The 19,546-nt window shown below is 56.9% G+C and carries 17 protein-coding genes; 6 read left to right on the top strand and 11 right to left on the bottom strand.

Translation table 11 applies throughout. The features are described 5' to 3' along the window. Positions 1-349 precede the first annotated feature (349 nt). The 4 genes from BS630_RS27310 to BS630_RS27330 form a co-directional block, all read right to left on the bottom strand. Entirely contained in the window at positions 350-838 is a 489-nt protein-coding gene (locus BS630_RS27310) for a GNAT family N-acetyltransferase (protein ID WP_077979882.1), read from the bottom strand. Then, positions 838-1,122 (bottom strand): type II toxin-antitoxin system TacA family antitoxin, encoded by a 285-nt coding sequence (locus tag BS630_RS27315; RefSeq protein WP_077980259.1) that lies wholly within the window; start codon positions 1,120-1,122, stop codon positions 838-840. Before BS630_RS27315 ends, BS630_RS27310 begins: the two co-directional genes overlap by 1 nt. Positions 1,123-1,591: 469 nt before the next feature. Continuing rightward, entirely contained in the window at positions 1,592-2,341 is a 750-nt protein-coding gene (locus BS630_RS27325; RefSeq protein ID WP_077979883.1) for a sulfite exporter TauE/SafE family protein, read from the bottom strand. 148 nt (positions 2,342-2,489) lie between these two features. Continuing rightward, positions 2,490-2,732 carry a hypothetical protein gene (locus BS630_RS27330; RefSeq protein WP_342588094.1) on the bottom strand — a complete coding sequence of 81 codons (243 nt, stop codon included), beginning with the start codon at positions 2,730-2,732 and terminating at the stop codon, positions 2,490-2,492. Between BS630_RS27330 and BS630_RS27335 the strand changes: the two genes are divergently transcribed. After that, positions 2,731-3,537, top strand: coding sequence for a sugar phosphate isomerase/epimerase family protein (locus BS630_RS27335; protein WP_077979884.1), 807 nt, complete (start codon positions 2,731-2,733; stop codon positions 3,535-3,537). The genes BS630_RS27330 and BS630_RS27335 overlap by 2 nt on opposite strands. A gap of 474 nt (positions 3,538-4,011) precedes the next feature. Here the strand turns inward: BS630_RS27335 and BS630_RS27340 are convergent, their stop codons facing one another. The 6 genes from BS630_RS27340 to BS630_RS27365 all read right to left on the bottom strand — a co-directional run bounded on the left by BS630_RS27340 (position 4,012) and on the right by BS630_RS27365 (position 12,567). Beyond that, positions 4,012-5,334, bottom strand: coding sequence for an aspartate aminotransferase family protein (locus tag BS630_RS27340; RefSeq protein WP_077979885.1), 1,323 nt, complete (start codon positions 5,332-5,334; stop codon positions 4,012-4,014). 228 nt (positions 5,335-5,562) lie between these two features. Next, positions 5,563-6,342: an SDR family oxidoreductase gene (locus BS630_RS27345; protein WP_077979886.1), complete on the bottom strand. Its 780-nt coding sequence runs from the start codon at positions 6,340-6,342 to the stop codon at positions 5,563-5,565. Between the two features lie 76 nt (positions 6,343-6,418). Next, on the bottom strand, positions 6,419-7,324 hold the full coding sequence (locus tag BS630_RS27350; RefSeq protein ID WP_077979887.1) for an aminotransferase class IV: 906 nt from the start codon (positions 7,322-7,324) through the stop codon (positions 6,419-6,421). A gap of 54 nt (positions 7,325-7,378) precedes the next feature. Beyond that, positions 7,379-9,193 (bottom strand): hydantoinase B/oxoprolinase family protein, encoded by a 1,815-nt coding sequence (locus BS630_RS27355; protein ID WP_077979888.1) that lies wholly within the window; start codon positions 9,191-9,193, stop codon positions 7,379-7,381. 14 nt (positions 9,194-9,207) lie between these two features. After that, positions 9,208-11,310 (bottom strand): hydantoinase/oxoprolinase family protein, encoded by a 2,103-nt coding sequence (locus tag BS630_RS27360; protein WP_077979889.1) that lies wholly within the window; start codon positions 11,308-11,310, stop codon positions 9,208-9,210. Between the two features lie 78 nt (positions 11,311-11,388). Beyond that, a complete protein-coding gene (locus tag BS630_RS27365) occupies positions 11,389-12,567 on the bottom strand; it encodes a LacI family DNA-binding transcriptional regulator (protein WP_077979890.1) in 1,179 nt (392 codons plus the stop codon). A gap of 516 nt (positions 12,568-13,083) precedes the next feature. Here BS630_RS27365 and BS630_RS27370 point away from each other — a divergent pair. From BS630_RS27370 to BS630_RS27390, 5 genes are all read left to right on the top strand, one after another. Further along, positions 13,084-14,010, top strand: coding sequence for a sugar ABC transporter substrate-binding protein (locus BS630_RS27370; RefSeq protein WP_077979891.1), 927 nt, complete (start codon positions 13,084-13,086; stop codon positions 14,008-14,010). Positions 14,011-14,070: 60 nt separating this feature from the next. Continuing rightward, positions 14,071-15,606, top strand: a complete 1,536-nt coding sequence (locus BS630_RS27375) for a sugar ABC transporter ATP-binding protein (protein ID WP_077979892.1) — start codon at positions 14,071-14,073, stop codon at positions 15,604-15,606. Between the two features lie 29 nt (positions 15,607-15,635). Beyond that, positions 15,636-16,664 (top strand): ABC transporter permease, encoded by a 1,029-nt coding sequence (locus tag BS630_RS27380; protein WP_077979893.1) that lies wholly within the window; start codon positions 15,636-15,638, stop codon positions 16,662-16,664. Between the two features lie 158 nt (positions 16,665-16,822). Further along, positions 16,823-17,413, top strand: coding sequence for a gluconokinase (locus tag BS630_RS27385; protein ID WP_077979894.1), 591 nt, complete (start codon positions 16,823-16,825; stop codon positions 17,411-17,413). Positions 17,414-17,534: 121 nt separating this feature from the next. Further along, positions 17,535-18,320, top strand: a complete 786-nt coding sequence (locus BS630_RS27390) for an inositol monophosphatase family protein (protein WP_077979895.1) — start codon at positions 17,535-17,537, stop codon at positions 18,318-18,320. A gap of 208 nt (positions 18,321-18,528) precedes the next feature. Here BS630_RS27390 and BS630_RS27395 read toward each other — a convergent pair whose 3' ends face one another. Next, positions 18,529-19,437, bottom strand: a complete 909-nt coding sequence (locus tag BS630_RS27395; RefSeq protein ID WP_245310514.1) for a DeoR/GlpR family DNA-binding transcription regulator — start codon at positions 19,435-19,437, stop codon at positions 18,529-18,531. Positions 19,438-19,546: the final 109 nt, after the last annotated feature.

The raw sequence follows: 19,546 nt of genomic DNA on the forward strand, positions 1-19,546 counted from the left end.
GTGGTCTCCGTTCGTCCTAAGCAAACAAACAGAATCACAACTGGCTGATTTCACTCAACTCTTTTTCGGTCAGGCTCTAAGGCTGAGAACAACGAACTTTCGTCTTGGTGTGGACACCGGAAAGCAAGAGCCAGTCGACGCCCCTCGCCTCGAGCGTATCTTGCTCCTAATCGTCCTTGGGCGGTTCGACTTGTAACCGCCTCTCTTCTTCTACTGCCGGCAAGCTCCATAAATTCGAAATCGCAATTAGGACGTGGATTCCGATGTTAGGCAATTTTTCAAAGCTCTCCGTCAATTTGCCAACCGCCGTTGGGTTGTCAGAGGAGCGGCCGAAGGCGATTTTCACCGATCACTTCAGGCCTACTTGAGCTTTCAATGATAACACCAAGGCCATAGGATTCGCGGGCGACGATGTAAATCCAAAATGCTCATAGAAGGCCTTGGCTTCATCGGAGATCGCGTGAACCAGAAGGCCGCGAATACCCATGATATGGGCTGCCTGTCCGGTACGCAGCACGGCGTCTTGCAACAGCGCGGCTCCGATTCCTCTTCCCTGCCAGTTGCGATCGATGGCCAGACGGCCAAGGACTGCCATGGGAACCGGGTCGGGCATGTTGCGCCGGATCGCTCCCGGCGAGTCGGCGACAGCCAGCGCTCCCGATGAGAGGCAGTAATAACCGACAACGCGCTCGCCCTCGCAGACCACATAGGTTCGCGATGCGCCGCTGACCTGATTGGCCCGCGCCCTGCGGCGTAGCCATTCATCAAGGCTGTCGTGCCCGCTGTCGAATAGCTGGAGATCGTGCGCTTCGCCGAGAAGCGTCGGTGCAGACAGCATTACGGCTGCCAGGGTTTGCGAGTGTTCATCAGCCGTTCGAAGCCTTCGCTATTTGGCGGTTGGTCGAGGACGGCGAGATAGTGTTTGTAGCTGTCAGGATCGACCCGCACCAATGTCTGATCGAGAAGCGCGTCTTCTGCGGCACGGCGCGAAGCGTCGATCATGAAATCCGAACGGGTCTTCCCGTGGGCCTTGGCGGCACGGTCGATCAGGACGCGAACGTCCTCACGAACCCTCAAGTTAACGGCGCGGGTATGGGTATCAGTGGCGTTTTTGCTGGTCATGGCCTCTTCCTTCAAGGCCATATACCACAACCGCATACACAATGTGTATCTATTTCTTGCGATATTGCGGGGTGATATCCCAACGGTTCCTCTGGACATGGGCGCTCGCTTCGATCGAAAGCCCGGATTTCACCGCTAGACAAGAAACTGGCGGCACCAGTTCCCCAATCCCTACGCCTTCGAGGACGCGCCGCATTGCGGGCACTAGTTGAGTGATCCAGCAGCCCGGGATCGCGCCTCTTGCCCAGCAAATCCGCGCATTTGGAAAGGCGAACACTGGACACCAGCCCATCCACGTGCCGCCAATATTCGGCGGCAATGATGATCGTTCGTGCGTTCTCAATCACATCCGCTTCATCGACACCTTCCCGCGATCCAATTCGTCGAGCCCCTTGAGCAGTTTGGAGGAGTTCGGCTCCATCAACTGCAAGTTGTTGACTGAGCGCCAGAGAGGGTACGGGACCTCCGCTCAAAGGTAAGCTCGCGAAAAGAATACTGCGGTCGTTAAAAAGGCGACCGCGAGGGTCAGCACCCGAACAACCGATGGTGGCTGCCTTCGTCCGATATGCGCTCCGATCCACCCGCCGATAACGGCTCCAATCGTCATGGCAATGCACGCCTGCCAGACGATTGCCCCGGCAAGTGCGAAGACGATGACGGCGACCGCGTTTGCGGCAGTTACCATCACCATTCTTGTCGGATTCAGGCTCTTAATGGCCCCGCCCCCGAGCGCGCTCCATGCCGCAAGCATCATAAGACCCACCGCGCCGCCAAAATAGCCGCCATAAAGACCGAGAAAGAATTGAACCGTTGCGAAGGTCAGAACACTCGGACGTGCCTGCGTCCGGAATACCGCGCTGACCCTCGGACCTGCCGCCAGCATCAATGTCGCCACCAGCAAAAGCCATGGCAGGATACCATCGAAAATCCTCGATGGGGTTAGCAGCAATAGAATGCTTCCGGCCACACCACCCATCACCGTCACGATGGCAATGGGCATGACATTGACGCCGCACACACTCCTAACCCCATCACGGTAGACCCACGAGCTCGCCATACCGCCGGGAAACAAGGCTAGGGTGCTTGTCGCGTTTGCGGCTACCGACGGCACTCCGACAGATATCAGCGCAGGCAGGGATACGAACGACCCGCCGCCCGCCAACGCATTCATGCTGCCTGCCAACAAGCCAGCAAGGAAAAGAAGCATGATATCGTACATGTTCAGGTCGCCTTGGCACCCAAGCCTGATTTCGGCCGAGCCTCTTGTCCAATACCGCCGTCACATCGCCGCATGACGTTTTGCGTCCATGAGAGCCCGCCCCATGACTGCCATCCGCCGTAGTCAAGGAAACGCAATTGAGAGCCATTCATCCGATCACCATGAGCGTAACCGATGCTATCCCGAGGACTACGCCAACCGCCTGATGCCAGCCGAGCCGCTCGTCGAAAACCAAGACGGCGATCGCGTTGATGGCGATGAGCTGCGCGACCGACGACAACGAAATAGCGAGGGAAAACCCGCTCGTCCGCATGAGAGCGATCATCGAAAGATTGCCTAATGTGTAGAGGATAAGGGCAGTGGCGAGCAGTAGAAGGAGGCTTATTTCGATGTCATGGTTTCAAGGCCCACCATTACGGCCCAGAACGCTCAATACGAGGTCTCCGCCGTCGATCTCGCTCCAACTTCACTCTATGCGCGGTCTCGGTAGCCTTGCATGCCAAGTAGAGGCAGCGGCGGCGGTTGGATATCAATTCGTTGAGCCGCTTGAACATCATCTGGTCGAAGCCGAGGGCCTTGATCGCATTCTCAGGGACAACGCTGTAGCCGCGCCAACGGCCCACGTCACATTGGCAACCTTCAGAGCTGAGACGGCGCGCACGGTTGACAACTGTATCCGCTGTGGCGTTCGGGAACTGTTCGTTCAAATTCCTAACAACGCTGCTATTGAAAAAGTAGCCTATTGGCAGAAAACCGGAACTGAGCTTGGTAAACACGCTGAAATTATGCTCTCCCATGGAGTGACTTTGGGCTTCCATAACGTGAATTCTGGCTTTCGGCTCTTACCAAACGGACAGTACGGTTTCGAAGTCCTGTTTCGTGCGGCATCCGGCTCACCCTTGGTGTGGCAAGCAGACATTGCTTGGTTACATCGAGCTGGAGTGAACCCTCGTGACTGGCTACGGCGTTTTTCGGGCCTGTTGACCTCAGCGCATGTCAAAGACCAGGCGGCCGACGGTGAGAGCATCGACGAAGACGGATGGGCCAATGTCGGCGCGGGCGTAATGGTATGGCCGTCTCTGTGGCAAGCGGCAGTCCAGAACGGCGCGCGTACATTGGTCATCGAACACGACAATCCCAAAGACCCGGTGGCGTTCGCTAAAAAGAGCCTCTCTTATGTTCAACGATTTCTTTGATAGTGCGCCTTCGGTTGTTTCGGTCAGTCAGATGCCAACCGTTCCGAGGTCTTGGAACGTGAGCGGGCAGCGGCCGCGATGGCGATACAGACGATCTAAGATGCGACTTCGATGCTGAAGGGGTGCGCGACTTTGTCTAGCGCTGCTTTTCCCGCAACTCGCCCAATTGGCGAGCATGAGGGCGAAACTGAGCGCCTCCGGACCGATGATCGGTAGCGAGACCGCCGTTTCCGCTCGAACATCGCCTCGACGCGGCGACCCGTTCTGTCGTCGAAATTGCCGGCTCTTTCAAACAAGGCTCAAGCAATTCCGGAGAGTTTCCGTTTCGATGCCCACGGCTTCAAAGCGGCGCAAGTGCAAGCCGGTGCTTAATAATGGGAACTCATACCCCAAGCTCTGCTTGTCCCAGCCAAGTCGATGTCGCCGCGCCACTGGCGTTAAGTGGCGCGGCTGGATTTCGAGTGACCTACCTGGCTATCGACTAATCTTCGCAAATATGGAGTCCAGCCGTCCCAGGGCATCATCGATATCGTGCGAGGTGTGAGCGACTGTAAAGCCGTAGTGTGCAGGTGAAACCGGACCCGCGGTATCGTGGAACCAGAGCCCATTCTTAACGCATTCGGTCACGAATTTCTTATAGGTCCCTTTATCCTCAGCTACAGCAACCTTGCGGAAGTCAAAATCGTCCTCTGGATTCTCAACACCAAAGTAAATGCCGAACCGGGCACCGAGCCCACGCACGTGGGCGGCAATCTTATGCTTGGCGAGAAGATCGTCGATTCCAGCATACAGTTTGTTGCCCGTATCCTCTAACCGGTCGTAAAAGCCCTGCTCACTAGCCATCGTCAAGCAGGCCACGCTGGCCAGGACGGGCATCAGCGCACCACTGTATGTGCCGCTGACAGCAGTCTTTCCGATCGGGTTGAGATGCTCCATGATCTCCTTTTTTCCACCGAATGCAGCAATCGACATGCCGCCGCCGATCGCTTTCGCCATAACCGTCACGTCAGGCAGGACACCGTAATATTTCTGAGCGCTACCCGGACGCATCCTCAAACCCGTAACGACTTCGTCGAAAATTAGGACTGTGTTTTCGCGCGTGCAGATCTCGCGGACGGCGCGAAGATATTCTCCACGTGCCTCAAGGCATCCGCAGTTATAGCTGATCGGTTCGAGGATTACGCAAGCGATCTTGTCCTTGTATTTCTTCAGTGCATGTTCGAAAGCGTCTACATTATTGAAAATGACGTTTACGACGCCGTCCTTGGCATTGATCGGAAATCCCACCGAATCCGGATGGGTCTCGACCTCTCCGTATGCATCGACATTGCTGATCATATTGTGGTTGAACCAGATGCTTTCGTGCATACCATGGAAATGGCCCTCGAACCTTAGCACCTTGTCGCGTCCGGAATAGGTACGAGCCAAGCGGATCGCGGCCTGTGTCGCTTCCGAGCCTGTGTTCAGCAGCCGCATACGCTCGCAGCTGGGGAAGAAATGCTGCAGCAGCTTAGCCAGCTGTGTATGATGTTCCGTATCGAAGTTCATGAAGAAACCAAGTTCCAGGGCCTGGTTGATCGCCTCACGTATACGAGGGTTGTTATGTCCGAAAAGCGCTGCACCCGCGCCAGTATGGAAATCGATGAACTCGTTTCCTTCGGCGTCCCAAAACCTGCTACCGTTGGCACGGGAAATGTAGAGCGGCTGGCCTAACGGAGCATTGTACCGTTGCCCTGCAGATGCACCTGCAACAAAATATTTGCTGGCCTCGGCATGTATATCATTCAGTTTTTTCATTTTGGTCACACTCCGTCTAGGCGACCGGCCTTCATCGCCGGCTGCTACGCTTTTTCGCGAGTCGTTGAATTCACTGACTTCAGAGGGCGAGTTGATGCCGACCGAAATATATGGATTGCATGGTCAGTTCTGATGCACTCGGTTCCACCGCGCTAAGTCAACTGAAACGGCTGCCCTCTAGTATTGAACGGCCAGTCGGGTGTTCAGGAAAGGTGTTTCAATTCCACCTCACAGACTGGCGGTTATGCCGCCATCGACATACAGCGTCTGGCCATTGATGAAAGACGAAGCAACGCTGGATAAAAACACCGCCGCGCCCACGAGTTCGTCGACCTCTCCCCACCTGCCTGCCGGGGTTCGCTTCTGGAGCCAGTCCGAAAACACCGCACTCTCGACCAGCGCTGCGTTAAGCGGTGTCTTGAAATAGCCCGGCGCGATTGAATTGATCTGTAAGCCGTGTTTCGCCCAGTCCGTGCACATCCCCTTGGTAAGATTGCGAATAGCCCCCTTGGTTGCCGTATATGGAGCTATTCCAGGGCGTGCGAGTTCACTTTGCACTGATGCGATATTGATGATCTTTCCTTGGCCGCGCTCGATCATGCCCCGGACCACGGCGCGACTAACGTAGAACGCGCTTGACACATTGGTCCTGAAGAGTTCCTCCCACTTCTCAATCGGGAAATCCTCCAGTGCAGTGCGGAATTGCATGCCGGCATTGTTGATGAGAATGTCGATCGGGCCGACTGAAGTTTCTATCTGTGCGACCCCGGAAGCGCTAGATTGCGCGTCCGTCACATCAAAGCTGCAGGCCTCTACAAGGAGCTTTTCCTCCTTTAATTGTGTGAGCGCGGCGTCAAGCTTCTCCGAGTTCCGACCATTTAAGACGACCTTGGCACCATGCTGGGCAAGCCCTTTGGCGAGCGCCAGACCGATACCCTGACTCGACCCAGTCACAAGTGCCGTTTTTCCGGTAAGGTCGAAAATGGATGCATTGTGCAGAACGCTCATTCACTCTCTTCTTCTGAATTTGATTTTGCTTTCAATTCGAAAGCCGGGTCCCGACCCAGCGACTTGCCCAGTGCTACTATTCGTAGGCGATAGGCGTCGCGTGCCAACCTTGCTCGCGCTTCTCCCAAAATGTGTCCTTGAGGCGGGTCGAGATCGGACCTGGGCGTCCGTTGCCGAGAATTCGATCGCCGAGGCGGCTGATTGGCATGATCCCGCCCGCTGTGGTGGAGCAGAATATTTCGTCGGCGGCCTCGAATTCGGCGCGATGGATATCTCGAAGTTCGCATTCGATTCCGAGCATGTCGCAAAGCTCGATGACGGATTTGCGGGTGATCCCTTCCAGCGCACCGGAACGAGGTGTTGCGACCTTCCCATCGAAGACGGCGAATACGTTGTAGCCTGGCCCTTCGGTGACCCTGCCGTGGCGGTCGAGCAGGATGGCGGTCTCGGCACCTTGCTCATGCGCCTCGAAGTTGCCGCGCGTCAGGTCGCCCCAATGAAAATTCTTGACCGTCGGGTCGATGGATTCGGGCGCGATGCGTTCTGCTGAGCCGATGATCGCATGCACTCCGCGCTCCTGCTGCTCGGGCGTGAAGACCCATACCCATGGCAGGACGTGGCAGATCAGATAGCTGCGACCGTAGGCGGGATGCAGAGGAACACCTCGTGGCGGGCGCGAACGGACGCAGTCCATGGCTACGTAGGCTTCGCGATAGCCAGATCGCTTGACGAGTTCGGTCAGTATTTCCTTGATCTGCTCGTCGGTTTCCGTCGGATTCAGTCGGAGTTTATTGATGGAGTTGCGGAAGCGCTTGATATGGTCGTCAAGGCGGAAGAAGACGCCGTAGTAGACACCCACCACGTCATACGTAACGTCAGATCGGCGGTATCCCCACTCCGTCACCGGAATCTTCGCGTCCCTCAACGGCATATACTGTCCGTCGATATAGGCGGCACCTGTGCTCCAATCCGGTTCACTCATTGGGCTCTCCCTTGTTACGAGTTTCATGCTTTTGACTGTGGTGAAGTCGCCCGATTAGGCGATCATCTTCAGGCCGCCGCTTCCACGCCGAACAGCTTCGGTCGCAGCCGCGTCCAATGCGAGATTGTCTGCTTCGCGCGAGCCGCTGACGACGACACCGTAGACATCGCGTGCGCGTTCGAGGCTGATCCAACCTTCCGCGAGATCGTGGATTACCTTCGAGGGATCACGTTCCGTTGGGAGGCCATAGCCACCACCACTTGCCGAGTGCGAAATGATCTTCTCGCCTGCAGCAAGAGTGATCCCGTGGCATGGGGGCAGCTCCACCACGGAGCCGTCGCCCTTCCGCATCGCCGCACGTGCCGTGCTCCCAGCTCCGCCTCCGCGCGTTCCGGCCGCTGGCGTGATCGTGCCGTCAGCCGCATAGAGAACGGTCAGCTCGCCGCCGCCCCACGGACCGTATTCGCTGTAGATCGACGGTGCGCCGCGGTAGGTGCCGGCACCCTCGCTGTCTTCCATGATATGGCGGTCTTCGATCAGGATGGGGTGATGCAGTTCATCGACTTCCACGCTGTCGATGCGGCACATCCCGGCATTTCCGGCGTGGATGATCGACAGGAAACCGTCGGTCACCGGAGTGCCCGCCCCGCCGCTCACGCCGATGTGAACCTGATTGATGAAGGGCTCGTTGTTGTTGTGTGGATCACGGCCCGAGATAACGCCCATGCCCGGAGGCTGGATCGGACCCGTCGCCGCCTGACCGAAACCTGCTGACAGCTCCGCGATCGCCCGCTGAACGGGATTGGTCACGTGGTCCGCTAGGTTCGTCGTCGCGACAGAGCAGGACGCCGGATGTCTTGGAATGCCGACGCAGCAATTCTCCCGCAGTTTGACGTCAATGCGCCGGAAGCTACCGGAATTCGGAATAACGGAATGATCGAGAAGCGCGTTGAAGATCCCGATCATTGCCGCGCTCTTGGATGTTGCTTCCGTCAGGTTAAGACCGCAGGGCTGGCAATCGGGATTGTCCCGGAGATCAACGACGATCGTGGCGTTGACGGCGTCGATTTCAACGTCGACCTTGACTGGAATTCCATCCGGCAGGCCAAGGAAGGGATCGTGCGCCGACTTGAGCGTGATTTTGCCGCTCGTAAGCTTCGAAATCGCTCCAATCATCTTCTGTTCGGAGTAGTCGAACCAGCGTTCTGCATAACCCTCGAGCGCGTCCCAACCGAGTTCACGTCCAAGCGACAGCAACTCGCGCTCGCCGATACGAACTGATCCGAGCGTTGCCAGGAAGTCACCCCACCATTGGTCAGGCACACGAATACGGGCCTGGCACATGCGAACGATATCCTGGTTTGTTTCGTAGTTCTCCTGAATCTTGGTAGCCGAGAAGATGAGCGCACCTTCTTCGTAGAGATCCTTGACGTCAGCGAGGTAGGTCGAAGGCCGGGAGTTGCCGCAATCGGCCTGGTGTGCCTTGGCCAACACGAAGAAACGAAGGACGCCGTCGTCATCCACCACGGGAACAATCATGCAATGATCGGCCGCATGGGAGTTGCCCTCGTAAGGGCTATTGTGGAGGAAGCAGTCGCCGCGCTTCATCACCGGATGATGCTTGAGAACGGCTTGGCACATCAGGTCCGGACCGATCAGGGTGTGGTTTGGCAGGCTTTCAGCCGCTGCAAGCATCTGGCAATCGGCAGTGAGTACGACACAGGAGAAGTCATGCGCCGTATTCAAGATGCCAGAACGAGCAGTCCTGAAAATGGTGTTCTGCATCTTGCGAGCGATGGTCTCCATCCGGCTCGAGATCATGGCCATCTGCACGCCATCAGGCGTTTTTTTGGAAGGTGCTTCAGTCATCTGCTTGCTCCTGATTAGAATGTCACCCGAAGACCGCCACCAGCGGTTCTCTCGGCTATGGTGCTGGGCTCGACGACAACGGTCGTGAACGATGATTCGACAATCGCCGGGCCTGCGGCGGGGTCGCCGGGCTTCATGGCTTCAAAGCGGTGAACCGGAACGTCGATCCAACCGGTTTCGCTGAAGTAGACCGGGCGCTTTGCCTTGCCGCCGGAGAAATCTCCCTCGTTCGGCAACGAACCCGATGTTGTTTCCTTGAGCTTGCAGCTGACTTTTGCGCGCCAGGTGACGAACTCAACCTCCGAGTTCGGGTCGGAAATTTCGAAGATCCGCTGATGCATCTCGTGAAAGGCGCTCTTGAGCGCCTTCATGTCGGCGGCGTCGGTAAACTGGTCGCTGCCCAAGGGAACGTCGATTTCCCAGATTTGGTGCGGGTACCGCGCCTCGACTGAGAACTCAATCTTGTGCTCGATCGCGTCCGCGCCGGGGCCGTTGGCGAATACCTGGCAACGTGCCTTGAGATCAGCGAGAACCTGGTTGACCTTGATCTCATCGAAGTTGCCGCTGGTTGTAAAGTGAAGCTGCGCGAAGTCGGATGACAGGTCGGACATCAGTGCGCCGGCGGCGCTCATGACTGCTCCGGCTTCCGGGATCAGCACCCCCGCGCACTCCAGCCGCTTCCCGATCGCCACGGCATTGAGACCCGCCGCACCGCCGCCACCTATCAACAATGCGGATGCCGGATCGATACCCTGGTTGACGGTGATCTCTTCCACAGCGCCGACCATCTTTTCGGTGGACAGCTTGAGAACGGACGCAGCCGCTTCCTCGACGGTAATCCCAAGCGGCTCGGCAACTTTGGTTCGCAACGCGTTTGTTGCACCTTCACGATCGAGAACCATTGCACCACCCAGGAAGAAATCCGGATCGATGTAGCCGAGGATCAAGGCGCAGTCGGTAACGGTAGGTTCAGTGCCGCCCCTGCTGTACGCAACAGGGCCTGGGGTCGAGCCCGCGCTCTGGGGGCCAAGCTGCAGAATGCCGCCGTTATCAACCCATGCGATCGAGCCGCCGCCTGCACCGATGCTCTTGATATCGACCGACGGGAAGCCCGTCATATGTCCACGGGTCGGCTGACCGATCCACGTCTCACGGCTCCAGGGAATTCGGCTGTCGCGGACGAGACTGACGTCGAAGGTCGTCCCCCCGGTGTCGGCAACGATTGCAACGGGATTACCGAAGTCCCGTTCAGCGTAGTACCGTCCCGCGACCGGAGCCATCGCCGGACCCGAATTGATCGAATGGATCGGCGCACGAGCTACGGCCTCCGCATCCATGATACCGCCGCTCGACGTTACCATCAGGGTGCGACCGTTGAAGCCCGCCTCTCTCAAGCGGTTGGTGAGACCATCGAGGTATTTGAACATCAATGGCTTCAGGGAGGCGTCCATCACCGTCGCGGAGGCACGCCGATACTCGCGAAGCGTCGGGTTCAACTGGTGAGAAAGGGTGAATGGGACATCAGGGAGATGCTCCTCGAGAAGTTCGCCAATGCGACGCTCATGAGCAGAATTCACCACAGACCACAGAAGGCAGACCCCAACGGCCTCGATCTTAAGATCCCTTAATCTCTGAATGGTTTTAACGAACGCACTTTCATCGAGTGTTGCAACCACGTTGCCACGTGCATCGATGCGCTCGTGCACCTCGAAGGTGTAGCGACGAGCAACATACGGCTCGGGATATGCGACTGTGAAGTTGAAGGGTTCGATGCGACCACCTTCACGGATGACGAGAATGTCCCTGTGACCCTTCGTCGTGATGAACGCTGTCTTTGCAGTCCTTTTTGTAATGATCGCATTGATCGCTCGGGTGGTGCCGTGCACGAACATCGACGCCCGATCAAGAAAATCGCGGCGGTCCAGCTTATAATGTTCGGCGGCTAGAGCGAGTGCGTCGAGAACTCCGCGAACCGGGTCGTCAGGTGTGGTTGACGCCTTGAACAGGCGGATTTGATCACCGTCTTCTACCACAAGGTCCGTGAACGTTCCGCCTGTGTCACACGCAAGGCGAAGATCCTGTGTTTTGCTCGCGGATGAGGAAAGCTGGTTGTCCATAAAGCATGCCTTCTCGTTAAGGCGCGGCAAAGAGCCGGCCAGTTACTTTAAGATTGAAAATTTTGAACTTTCGGGAGCTTAGGCTTCCGGAGGCTTACCCACACGCCCAGATGGCCGTGGCGGTTTCCCGCAACTCTGCCGGATTATCAATTCCGGCAGAAAGAGAGTATCGGTCCCGGCTCCTGCAAGCACTGCCGACGGATTGGTAATGCGTTCGACCGCAGCTGCGCCCATCGCTTCGATGGGCTGGCGAACAGTGGTCAGGCCGGGATAGGAGAGCTGGCTTACCCAGACATCGTCTATCCCGACGATCGAGATGTCGCCCGGCACGGACATTCCTGCCTGACGAAAGCTTGCCATCAAGCCGAGCGCGATCATGTCGTTGAACGCGATAACTGCGGTCGGCCGCACTTCTAGCTTGAGGACCTCCGGTGCCGCGTTTCGCCCAACGTCGACCATCTCCGCATCTGCAATGTCACGAGCCCCATGCGCTTCGTCCAGCAGGACGATAAGGTCGGCACTGAGATCATGCTCCTCCATTGCCTTCCTGAAACCGGAGAGACGCATGACGCGGCTGTATGTGATGAGCGGATCGGTGACGTAGGCTATCCGCCTGTGCCCAAGGGCAAAGAGATGTTCGACTGCCAGCGCGATCGCCGATTCGTGGTCCAGATTGATCGTGTCGACCTTTGGCAAACGTAGATCAGAGCGGATCGCGTCTATGGCAACAACCGATAGGTCGTTTTGCCCCGCATAGTATCCCCGGCGTGTATTGAGCGGCGCAATTGTAATCAAATCGGTCACACCGATACCGACGAGATTTTCCAGGAAGCCCTTTTCGACCTTTGCATCGCGCATGGTGTTACACAGGTGAACACCATAACCCGCCCTGACAGCTGCCTGCTCGATAGCAAACACAAGCTGACCATTGAAAGGGTTGACGATGCTCGGCACAACCAGCGCTATGCCATGCGTCTTGCCTGTTTTCAGCTGACGCGCGGCCTGGTTCGGCCGAAAACCCAAGCCGCTTATGGCGTCTGCGATCCTTGTGCGTGTTTCCGGTCCGAGCCTGTGCAGGCGGCCGTTCATATAGTTCGACACGCTGCTGTTGGATACGCCCGCCGCCTTGGCAACGTCCTGAATTGTCACGCGTTCGGAAACGGCATTAACGGGCGGCTCCGTAGAACCTCCGTTCGCGGGTAAGCTGCGCTTTGGCGGCATTAACATCGTTTCCTCAACATCCCAGATAGGCGGCATATTACAAACTCCATCAGAAGAATGAAACCACTCCTGCGTGCAGCTCGCCCCCTAACCAACAAACACGGCCAAAGGAGCAATCTAGTAAAACGTTACACCTACCAAAACGGATGTCAAACGGATTTTTTGAAAATAATAAAATGAGAAACTAAGCTAAACTTCCACCTTATTGCCATTCTCAAGAATTTTTCGGCATTTTCATTTTTTCATTGTTGACACAAAAAGTATGTCATGTTTATCGTTTTACCAATCACGACGATCTCTGCCCCACTAGGAGGATGGGTCAGTGCCATCGATGTCCGATGCCCCTGGCCAGCCCTTTGACAGGCCTGAGACGACGCGATGCAGGCATGAAAATCCCTCGAAAAAGCGTGGCTGTCCGACGACGGCCGCGGACGGGAGCCTGCGTTCTGGACACGGAGCGCCGATGCCGGTCGGTGTCAACTTGCGGTAACAATTCGTTTCCGCAGGCGAATAATCCGGCTTTTACGACAACAAAAACCCTGGAGTAGGAACATGAAGAAACTTCTGCTTAGCGCGTCATTGTCTGCGATCATGGCAGCTTCCGCGCACGCCGAGACGACCATCGGCTTCAGCATGCAGCGCTTCGACGACAACTTCCTCGCCATCCTCCGCAGCGGCGTGGAAGCCCACGCCAAGGAACTCGGCGACGTGAAGGTTTTGATCGAAGATGCGCAAGGTGATGTGTCGAAACAGCAGAGCCAGATCGACAACTTCATCGCCAGCAAAGTCGATGGCATGATTGTCATTCCGGTCGAAGCAGATGCGGGTGTCACGATCTCCAAGACGGTAGAAAAGGCCGGCATTCCGCTCGTCTTCGCGAATAACCAGCCTTCCAACGTCGACAAGCTGCCCGAGAAACAGGCCTTCGTCGGATCGAACCAGATCGAGGCTGGAACACTCGAAGCCAAGGAAGTGTGCAGGCTGCTCGGCGGCAAGGGCAAGGCCGTGATTCTGATGGGCGAGCTCGGTACATTGGTCGCACGCGGCAGAACGGAGGCGGTTCACGAGGTTTTCAAAACCGATGAATGCAAGGGTATCGACATCGTCGACGAACAGACTGCCACCTGGCAGCGCACGAACGCGCTCGACCTGGTTACGAACTGGCTGACCGCCGGCACGGAATTCAACGCCGTAATCGCGAACAACGACGAAATGGCTCTGGGTGCCGTTCAGGCGCTGAAGTCGGCCGGCAAATCCACCGATGACGTTGTCGTCGCCGGGATCGACGCCACCCAGGATGCGCTGGTCGCCATGAAGGCCGGAGACATGAAGGTCACCGTTCAGCAGGACGCCGCCCTTCAGGGCAAGGACGCACTCGATGCGATCCTGAAACTCGTAAAGGGCGAACCGACGGAGAAGAAAATCTTCTCAAAGCTTAAGCTCGTCACCAAGGACAACCTCTCGGAGTTCCTCAACTAATGCAAACCGGACGCGCGGCCTTCGCCACGCGTCCGTCTTTTCATCAATGAAGGACATGCCATGAACTCCGCTTCAGCAGCGTCATCACAATCAGAGCCCGAAGGCACTGCCCGCGAATATCTCCTGTCGGTGGAAGGTGTGCACAAGGCATTTCCCGGCGTCGTAGCTCTGGATAACGCGCAGTTTCATCTCCTCAAAGGCAGCGTACACGCCCTTATGGGCGAAAACGGCGCGGGCAAATCCACCCTCATGAAAATTCTTGCGGGCGTCTATGAGCCCGACAGTGGGAGGATCGTCCTGAATGGACGAGAGGTCGAATTGAAGACCCCGCTCGACGCTCTGGAGAAGGGCATCGCTATGATCCATCAGGAACTCAACCTGATGCCGTCGATGACCGTTGCGGAAAACATCTGGATCAGGCGCGAGCCCAAGAATGCATTTGGTCTCGTGGACCATCGCCTGATGAACAGAAAAACCTCCGAACTGTTCTCCCGCCTCAAGATCAAACTTCGACCCGACGCCGAGGTCCGCACCCTGTCGGTCGCCAATCGACAAATGGTGGAGATCGCGAAAGCGGTGTCCTACGATTCCGACGTCTTAATTATGGACGAGCCGACGTCCGCTCTCACGCATCGTGAGGCTGAGCACCTTTTCGAGATCATCCGCGATCTTCGGGGTCAGGGAAAAGGCATCGTCTACATCTCCCATAAGATGGACGAGATTTACGAAATTTCGGACGAGCTCTCGGTGTTCCGTGACGGTCGCTACATCGGCACCCATTCCTCGAAGAACATCACCCGAGATGAAATCATTCGAATGATGGTTGGCCGCGAAGTCTCGCAAATGTTTCCCAAAGAAGAGGTTGAGCCAGGAGAGGTAGTACTATCCGTAAAAAATCTTGCGCTCGACGGTGTTTTCTCTGATGTCACTTTCGACCTCAGGTCTGGCGAAATTCTGGGCTTGGCGGGGCTCGTCGGTTCCGGTCGATCAAACCTCGCGGAGACCTTGTTCGGGGTTACACCCGCAACGAGTGGCGAGATTGAAATCAAAGGCAGGCGCGTCCAAATCGACTCTCCGAGCCGGGCGATCAAGCACGGAATTGCCTTTCTCACAGAGGACCGCAAGGACACCGGATGCATGCTTGTACTCGATGTTCAAGAGAACATGCAGGTCGCCGCTCTCCAGACGGGCTTTACCAAAAACGGCTTTGTGCATGGTCGGTCGCTCACCGCGGCATGCTCTGAAATGAGCAAGAAGCTGCGCGTCAAAACCTCTGGCTTGGACGCGCGAATCGAAAACCTCTCAGGTGGCAACCAGCAGAAGGTCCTTATCGGACGGTGGCTGCTGACCAATCCCCACATTCTGATCCTCGACGAACCCACGCGCGGGATCGACGTAGGAGCCAAGGCGGAAATTCATGCCCTGATTTCGAGCCTAGCAAAGGCCGGGGCTGCGGTGATTCTCATTTCGTCGGAGATGCCGGAAGTACTTGGAATGAGCGATCGCGTGATGGTCATGCACGAAGGCAAGGTCACAGGCTTCCTCAATCGCGAGGAAGCGTCACAGATCAAAATAATGGAACTCGCTTCGCGTTGACGCGTGTGGCCAATAAGGGAACGACTTCAATGAAAAACAACGTAGCGAGTGACTTCGCATACACGGACCGCGGCGAAGCCAGGAAGTGGCGCCCGCCTCAGGAGCTCAGCATCTTCTTTGTATTGATCGGCATTGCGCTGATCTATGAAGTACTAGGATGGATATTCGTCGGGCAAAGCTTTCTGGCAAATCCCCAACGCCTAACAATTGCAATTCTTCAGGTTTCGGTCGTCGGCATCATCGCGATTGGCGTGACTCAGGTCATCATCACCGGCGGCATCGATCTTTCAGCAGGATCGCTCGTCGCAATGACGGCGATGATCTCGGCAAGCTTAGCCCAGACAAGCGACTGGGCACGGGCTTTGTATCCGGCTCTTACCGATATGCCCGCGGTCGCGCCGATTGGCATTGGTGTCCTGCTTGGGCTGGCCGCTGGCCTTATCAACGGTGCCTTCATAGCCTACGCCGGGATTCCTCCATTCATCGCGACGCTCGGGATGATGGTTTCGGCACGCGGCATCTCGAAGTGGTACACGAAGGGCCAGCCGATTTCAGGCCTAAGCGAGCAATTCACCTTCATTGGTTCCGGCGCATGGCCGGTAATTGTTTTCATTTTGATCGCGGTCATTTTCCACGTTGTGCTCCGCTACACGCGGTATGGAAAATTCACCTATGCCATCGGAGCGAATGCACAGGCCGCAAGAGTTTCCGGCATCAACATCGAAAAGCACCTCCTCAAGGTCTATGCGATCGCAGGGATGCTCGCAGGTCTGGCCGGAGTGGTAACGGCGGCGCGCGCGCAAACGGCCCAGTCCGGAATGGGCGCGAACTACGAGTTGGATGCCATCGCGGCCACCGTCATCGGTGGCACCTCGCTCGCGGGTGGTACGGGACGGATAACCGGAACCGTGATCGGGGTGATCATTCTGGGCGTGATGTCTTCCGGTTTCACCTTCCTCCGGATCGATGCGTATTACCAGGAAATCGTCAAGGGCGTGATTATCGTCGCTGCGGTGACTACCGACGTCTACCGCAACCGTAAACGACGCAAGGCGTAGCACGGGAGGGATCATGAACACCTTTCGCTATATGAGCCCGTACGCTGCCGAGGCACTGCGTACCGTCGCCCAAACTGTCCAAGGCTGGTTCAAAAGCGCGAAACACTAGGGCTCTAAAACGGGCGCGTGTTGTGTCGAAACCAAGAAGTGAACTCATAATGATCATTGCTAGTATGCAGGAAACGCCCATTGTCGTGATGGGTGTTTCCGGTTGCGGAAAATCAACCGTGGCCAGAATCTTGTCTGATCGCATGGGTCGTCCCTTTATTGAGGGCGATGATCTGCACCCGCCCGCGAATGTCGCAAAGATGTCTGCGGGGATCGCGCTGACCGATGAAGATCGAGCCAGCTGGCTTGCACAAACAGGGGAGTTTCTCGGCGCTCCCCATCCCACGTCGGTTGCCAGCTGCTCAGCGCTACGGTCGAGGTATCGACAGCGATTGCGGGATGCAGCCGCTCGACCGTTGATCTTCCTCTATCTTCAGGTTCCGCGCTCGGAAGTAGTGGAGCGTATGTCGTCACGGCCGGGCCATTTCATGCCAATTTCGCTCGTGGACAGTCAATTTGCGGCACTCGAAGAGCCATGCGATGAACCTGATGTGGTCACGATCACGGGTCCCGGCACCGCATCCGAATTGGCAGACCGGTTTCTTTACCACGTCTTCACGATGAACCGGGCGGCCATAGATAGGCAGGCGGGCTCCGCCAAGGCGATCACAACTCCCATCATTTCCAGTTCGTTGGATTGATACCAGCATCTAAAACCTTGCCACGTTGCTGACCCTTTGTGCATGTTTATGCAGGTTTTCACGTTGACGCACGTTTTGGAGAAAGGTATTTCAGGCCATCATCTATTTTCGGAGATCACCCATGACCATGCCGACCCCGGAATTCCTTCATAAGCTTGCTGATGCGGCCGACCGGGAGACCCTCGCCAGGTTCAGAAAACCTCTCGATACGTCTTCAAAGCCAAAAGACGGCTACCGTTTCGACCCTGTGACAGAGGCGGATCGCGAAGCTGAGCGCGTGATGAGGGAACTGATATCGGCGGAATTCCCCGACCATTCGGTGCTCGGCGAGGAATACGGTTTATCCGGCACGGGGACCTTCCAGTGGGTGCTCGACCCGATAGACGGGACACGCCCATTCCTTCTGGGTATTCCCGTGTGGGCAACACTGATCGGGTTTACTCAGGAAGGACGAGCTGCATCAGGAATGATGAGCCAACCCGTTACACGCGAGCGTTTCTGGGCGGATCAGACCGGAAGCTGGCTCGAGACGTCGGCAGGGAAAACACCTTTACGGTCGAGCGCCAAGACGGAGATGGCCGAAGCCATCCTGCACACGAATTCGCCTGAGGGCGTCAAGAGAAACAAGGACGTCAATTTCGATGGCCTAGACGCCGCCGTGAAAATGACGCGTTACGGAGGAGAGTGTTACGCGTTTGCGATGTTGGCAGCCGGCCAGATCGATCTATGCCTCGAATACAACCTGCAGCCTTACGATATCGTACCGCTCATTCCGGTCATCCAGGCAGCAGGCGGCGTCGTCACGACTCTCGACGGCGGTCGAGCCGAAGACGGCGGCCGCGTTCTCGCCTCCGCGAACATGGAACTCCACCGAGCGGCGCTCAAGATTCTGCTCGGCCAAGCCTAAGAGACGGAGCGGCGCGATGACAGACAATCTCGTAAAAAACGCACGTGCCGTCTTCCCACCGGCTTTGGACACGCTCTCTGTCCACGACGTCATGGTGCCGTTCATCGAACAGGGCGGATACGCGTTTCTATTGGGGGAGAGCGAGGAATACCTCGCGTCGACGGATCGCTCGCAGCATCTCTCGCGAACTCCGCGACAGCTGAGAAGCCTATTCGGCAGCCCCGAAATTATGCCCGACATCGACTGTAGCCAGGTCTGAACCTTCGCCCGCCCTCATCAGGCTAAAGCCTTCGTTCTCGAGTTCGCGAGCCAGCTCGTTATCGAGATTGGCCTCGACGACAAGGCAGTCGAAGTCCGACGGCCCGCCTACTCTGTAGGGAGCTTCCTCAGAGAACTTCTCTGTCAGCGCAAGTAGCGCGCATCGTCGGCTCTGCTTGATGACCATTTTCTTGAACGTGGCGTCGGCATGATCGTTCGCCGCAATACCAAACCCGATGGCTATCGCGCATCCGCCCACAAAGGCGAGATCGAAGTTGGTTTCTCTGATGACCGCTACTGCGGTGGCATCAACGGCACCGCCGATGGCTAAGTCTACCGACCCACCAATTGTTATCAGGCCCATGCCGCCGCGCTTGGCAACAGCTGCGGAGATATCCACTGAGTTCGTCGCGACGATTACGCCAATGTCCTTTGGGAGGAAGTCCACCATTGCGAGGTTTGTGCTGCCACAGTCCATGAAAACCAGCTCGCCAGGTCTGACAAGTTCCGCAGCTACACGCGCCAACTGCCGCTTTCTCTTGAGATCAGAATTTATTCTTGCGGATATAGGTTGGGCTGGTCGCGCGAGCGGAAGAGCGCCGCCGTAAACGCGACGACATAGGCCCTCTGCTGCGAGGGCTCGCAGATCGCGCCGAATGGCATCTTCCGACACGTCAAATTCGAGAGCAAGGGTCGCGGCGACGACCGACTGGCCGGCAGCGAGACGCTCCAGGATAACCTCGCGTCGCGATAGGGAAAATTCAGGTTTCATGAGCAATTGATATTGCTCGGGCTGAACGAGGTCAATGTTTGGCACCGGCTTTCCAACCTCGGACATAACGACTTCTGGCGGAGCCATATCCGCCGTCCGCTCTCTTCGATCTCGGCCATCCCAGACGCTGGAAATCCCAACGCGCGGGGCCATCGCTCGGGTATCGCATTGAAGATACCGATGACGCCCTGCCGAA

The organism is Rhizobium laguerreae, from assembly GCF_002008165.1.
Classification (GTDB): Bacteria; Pseudomonadota; Alphaproteobacteria; order Rhizobiales; family Rhizobiaceae; genus Rhizobium; species Rhizobium laguerreae.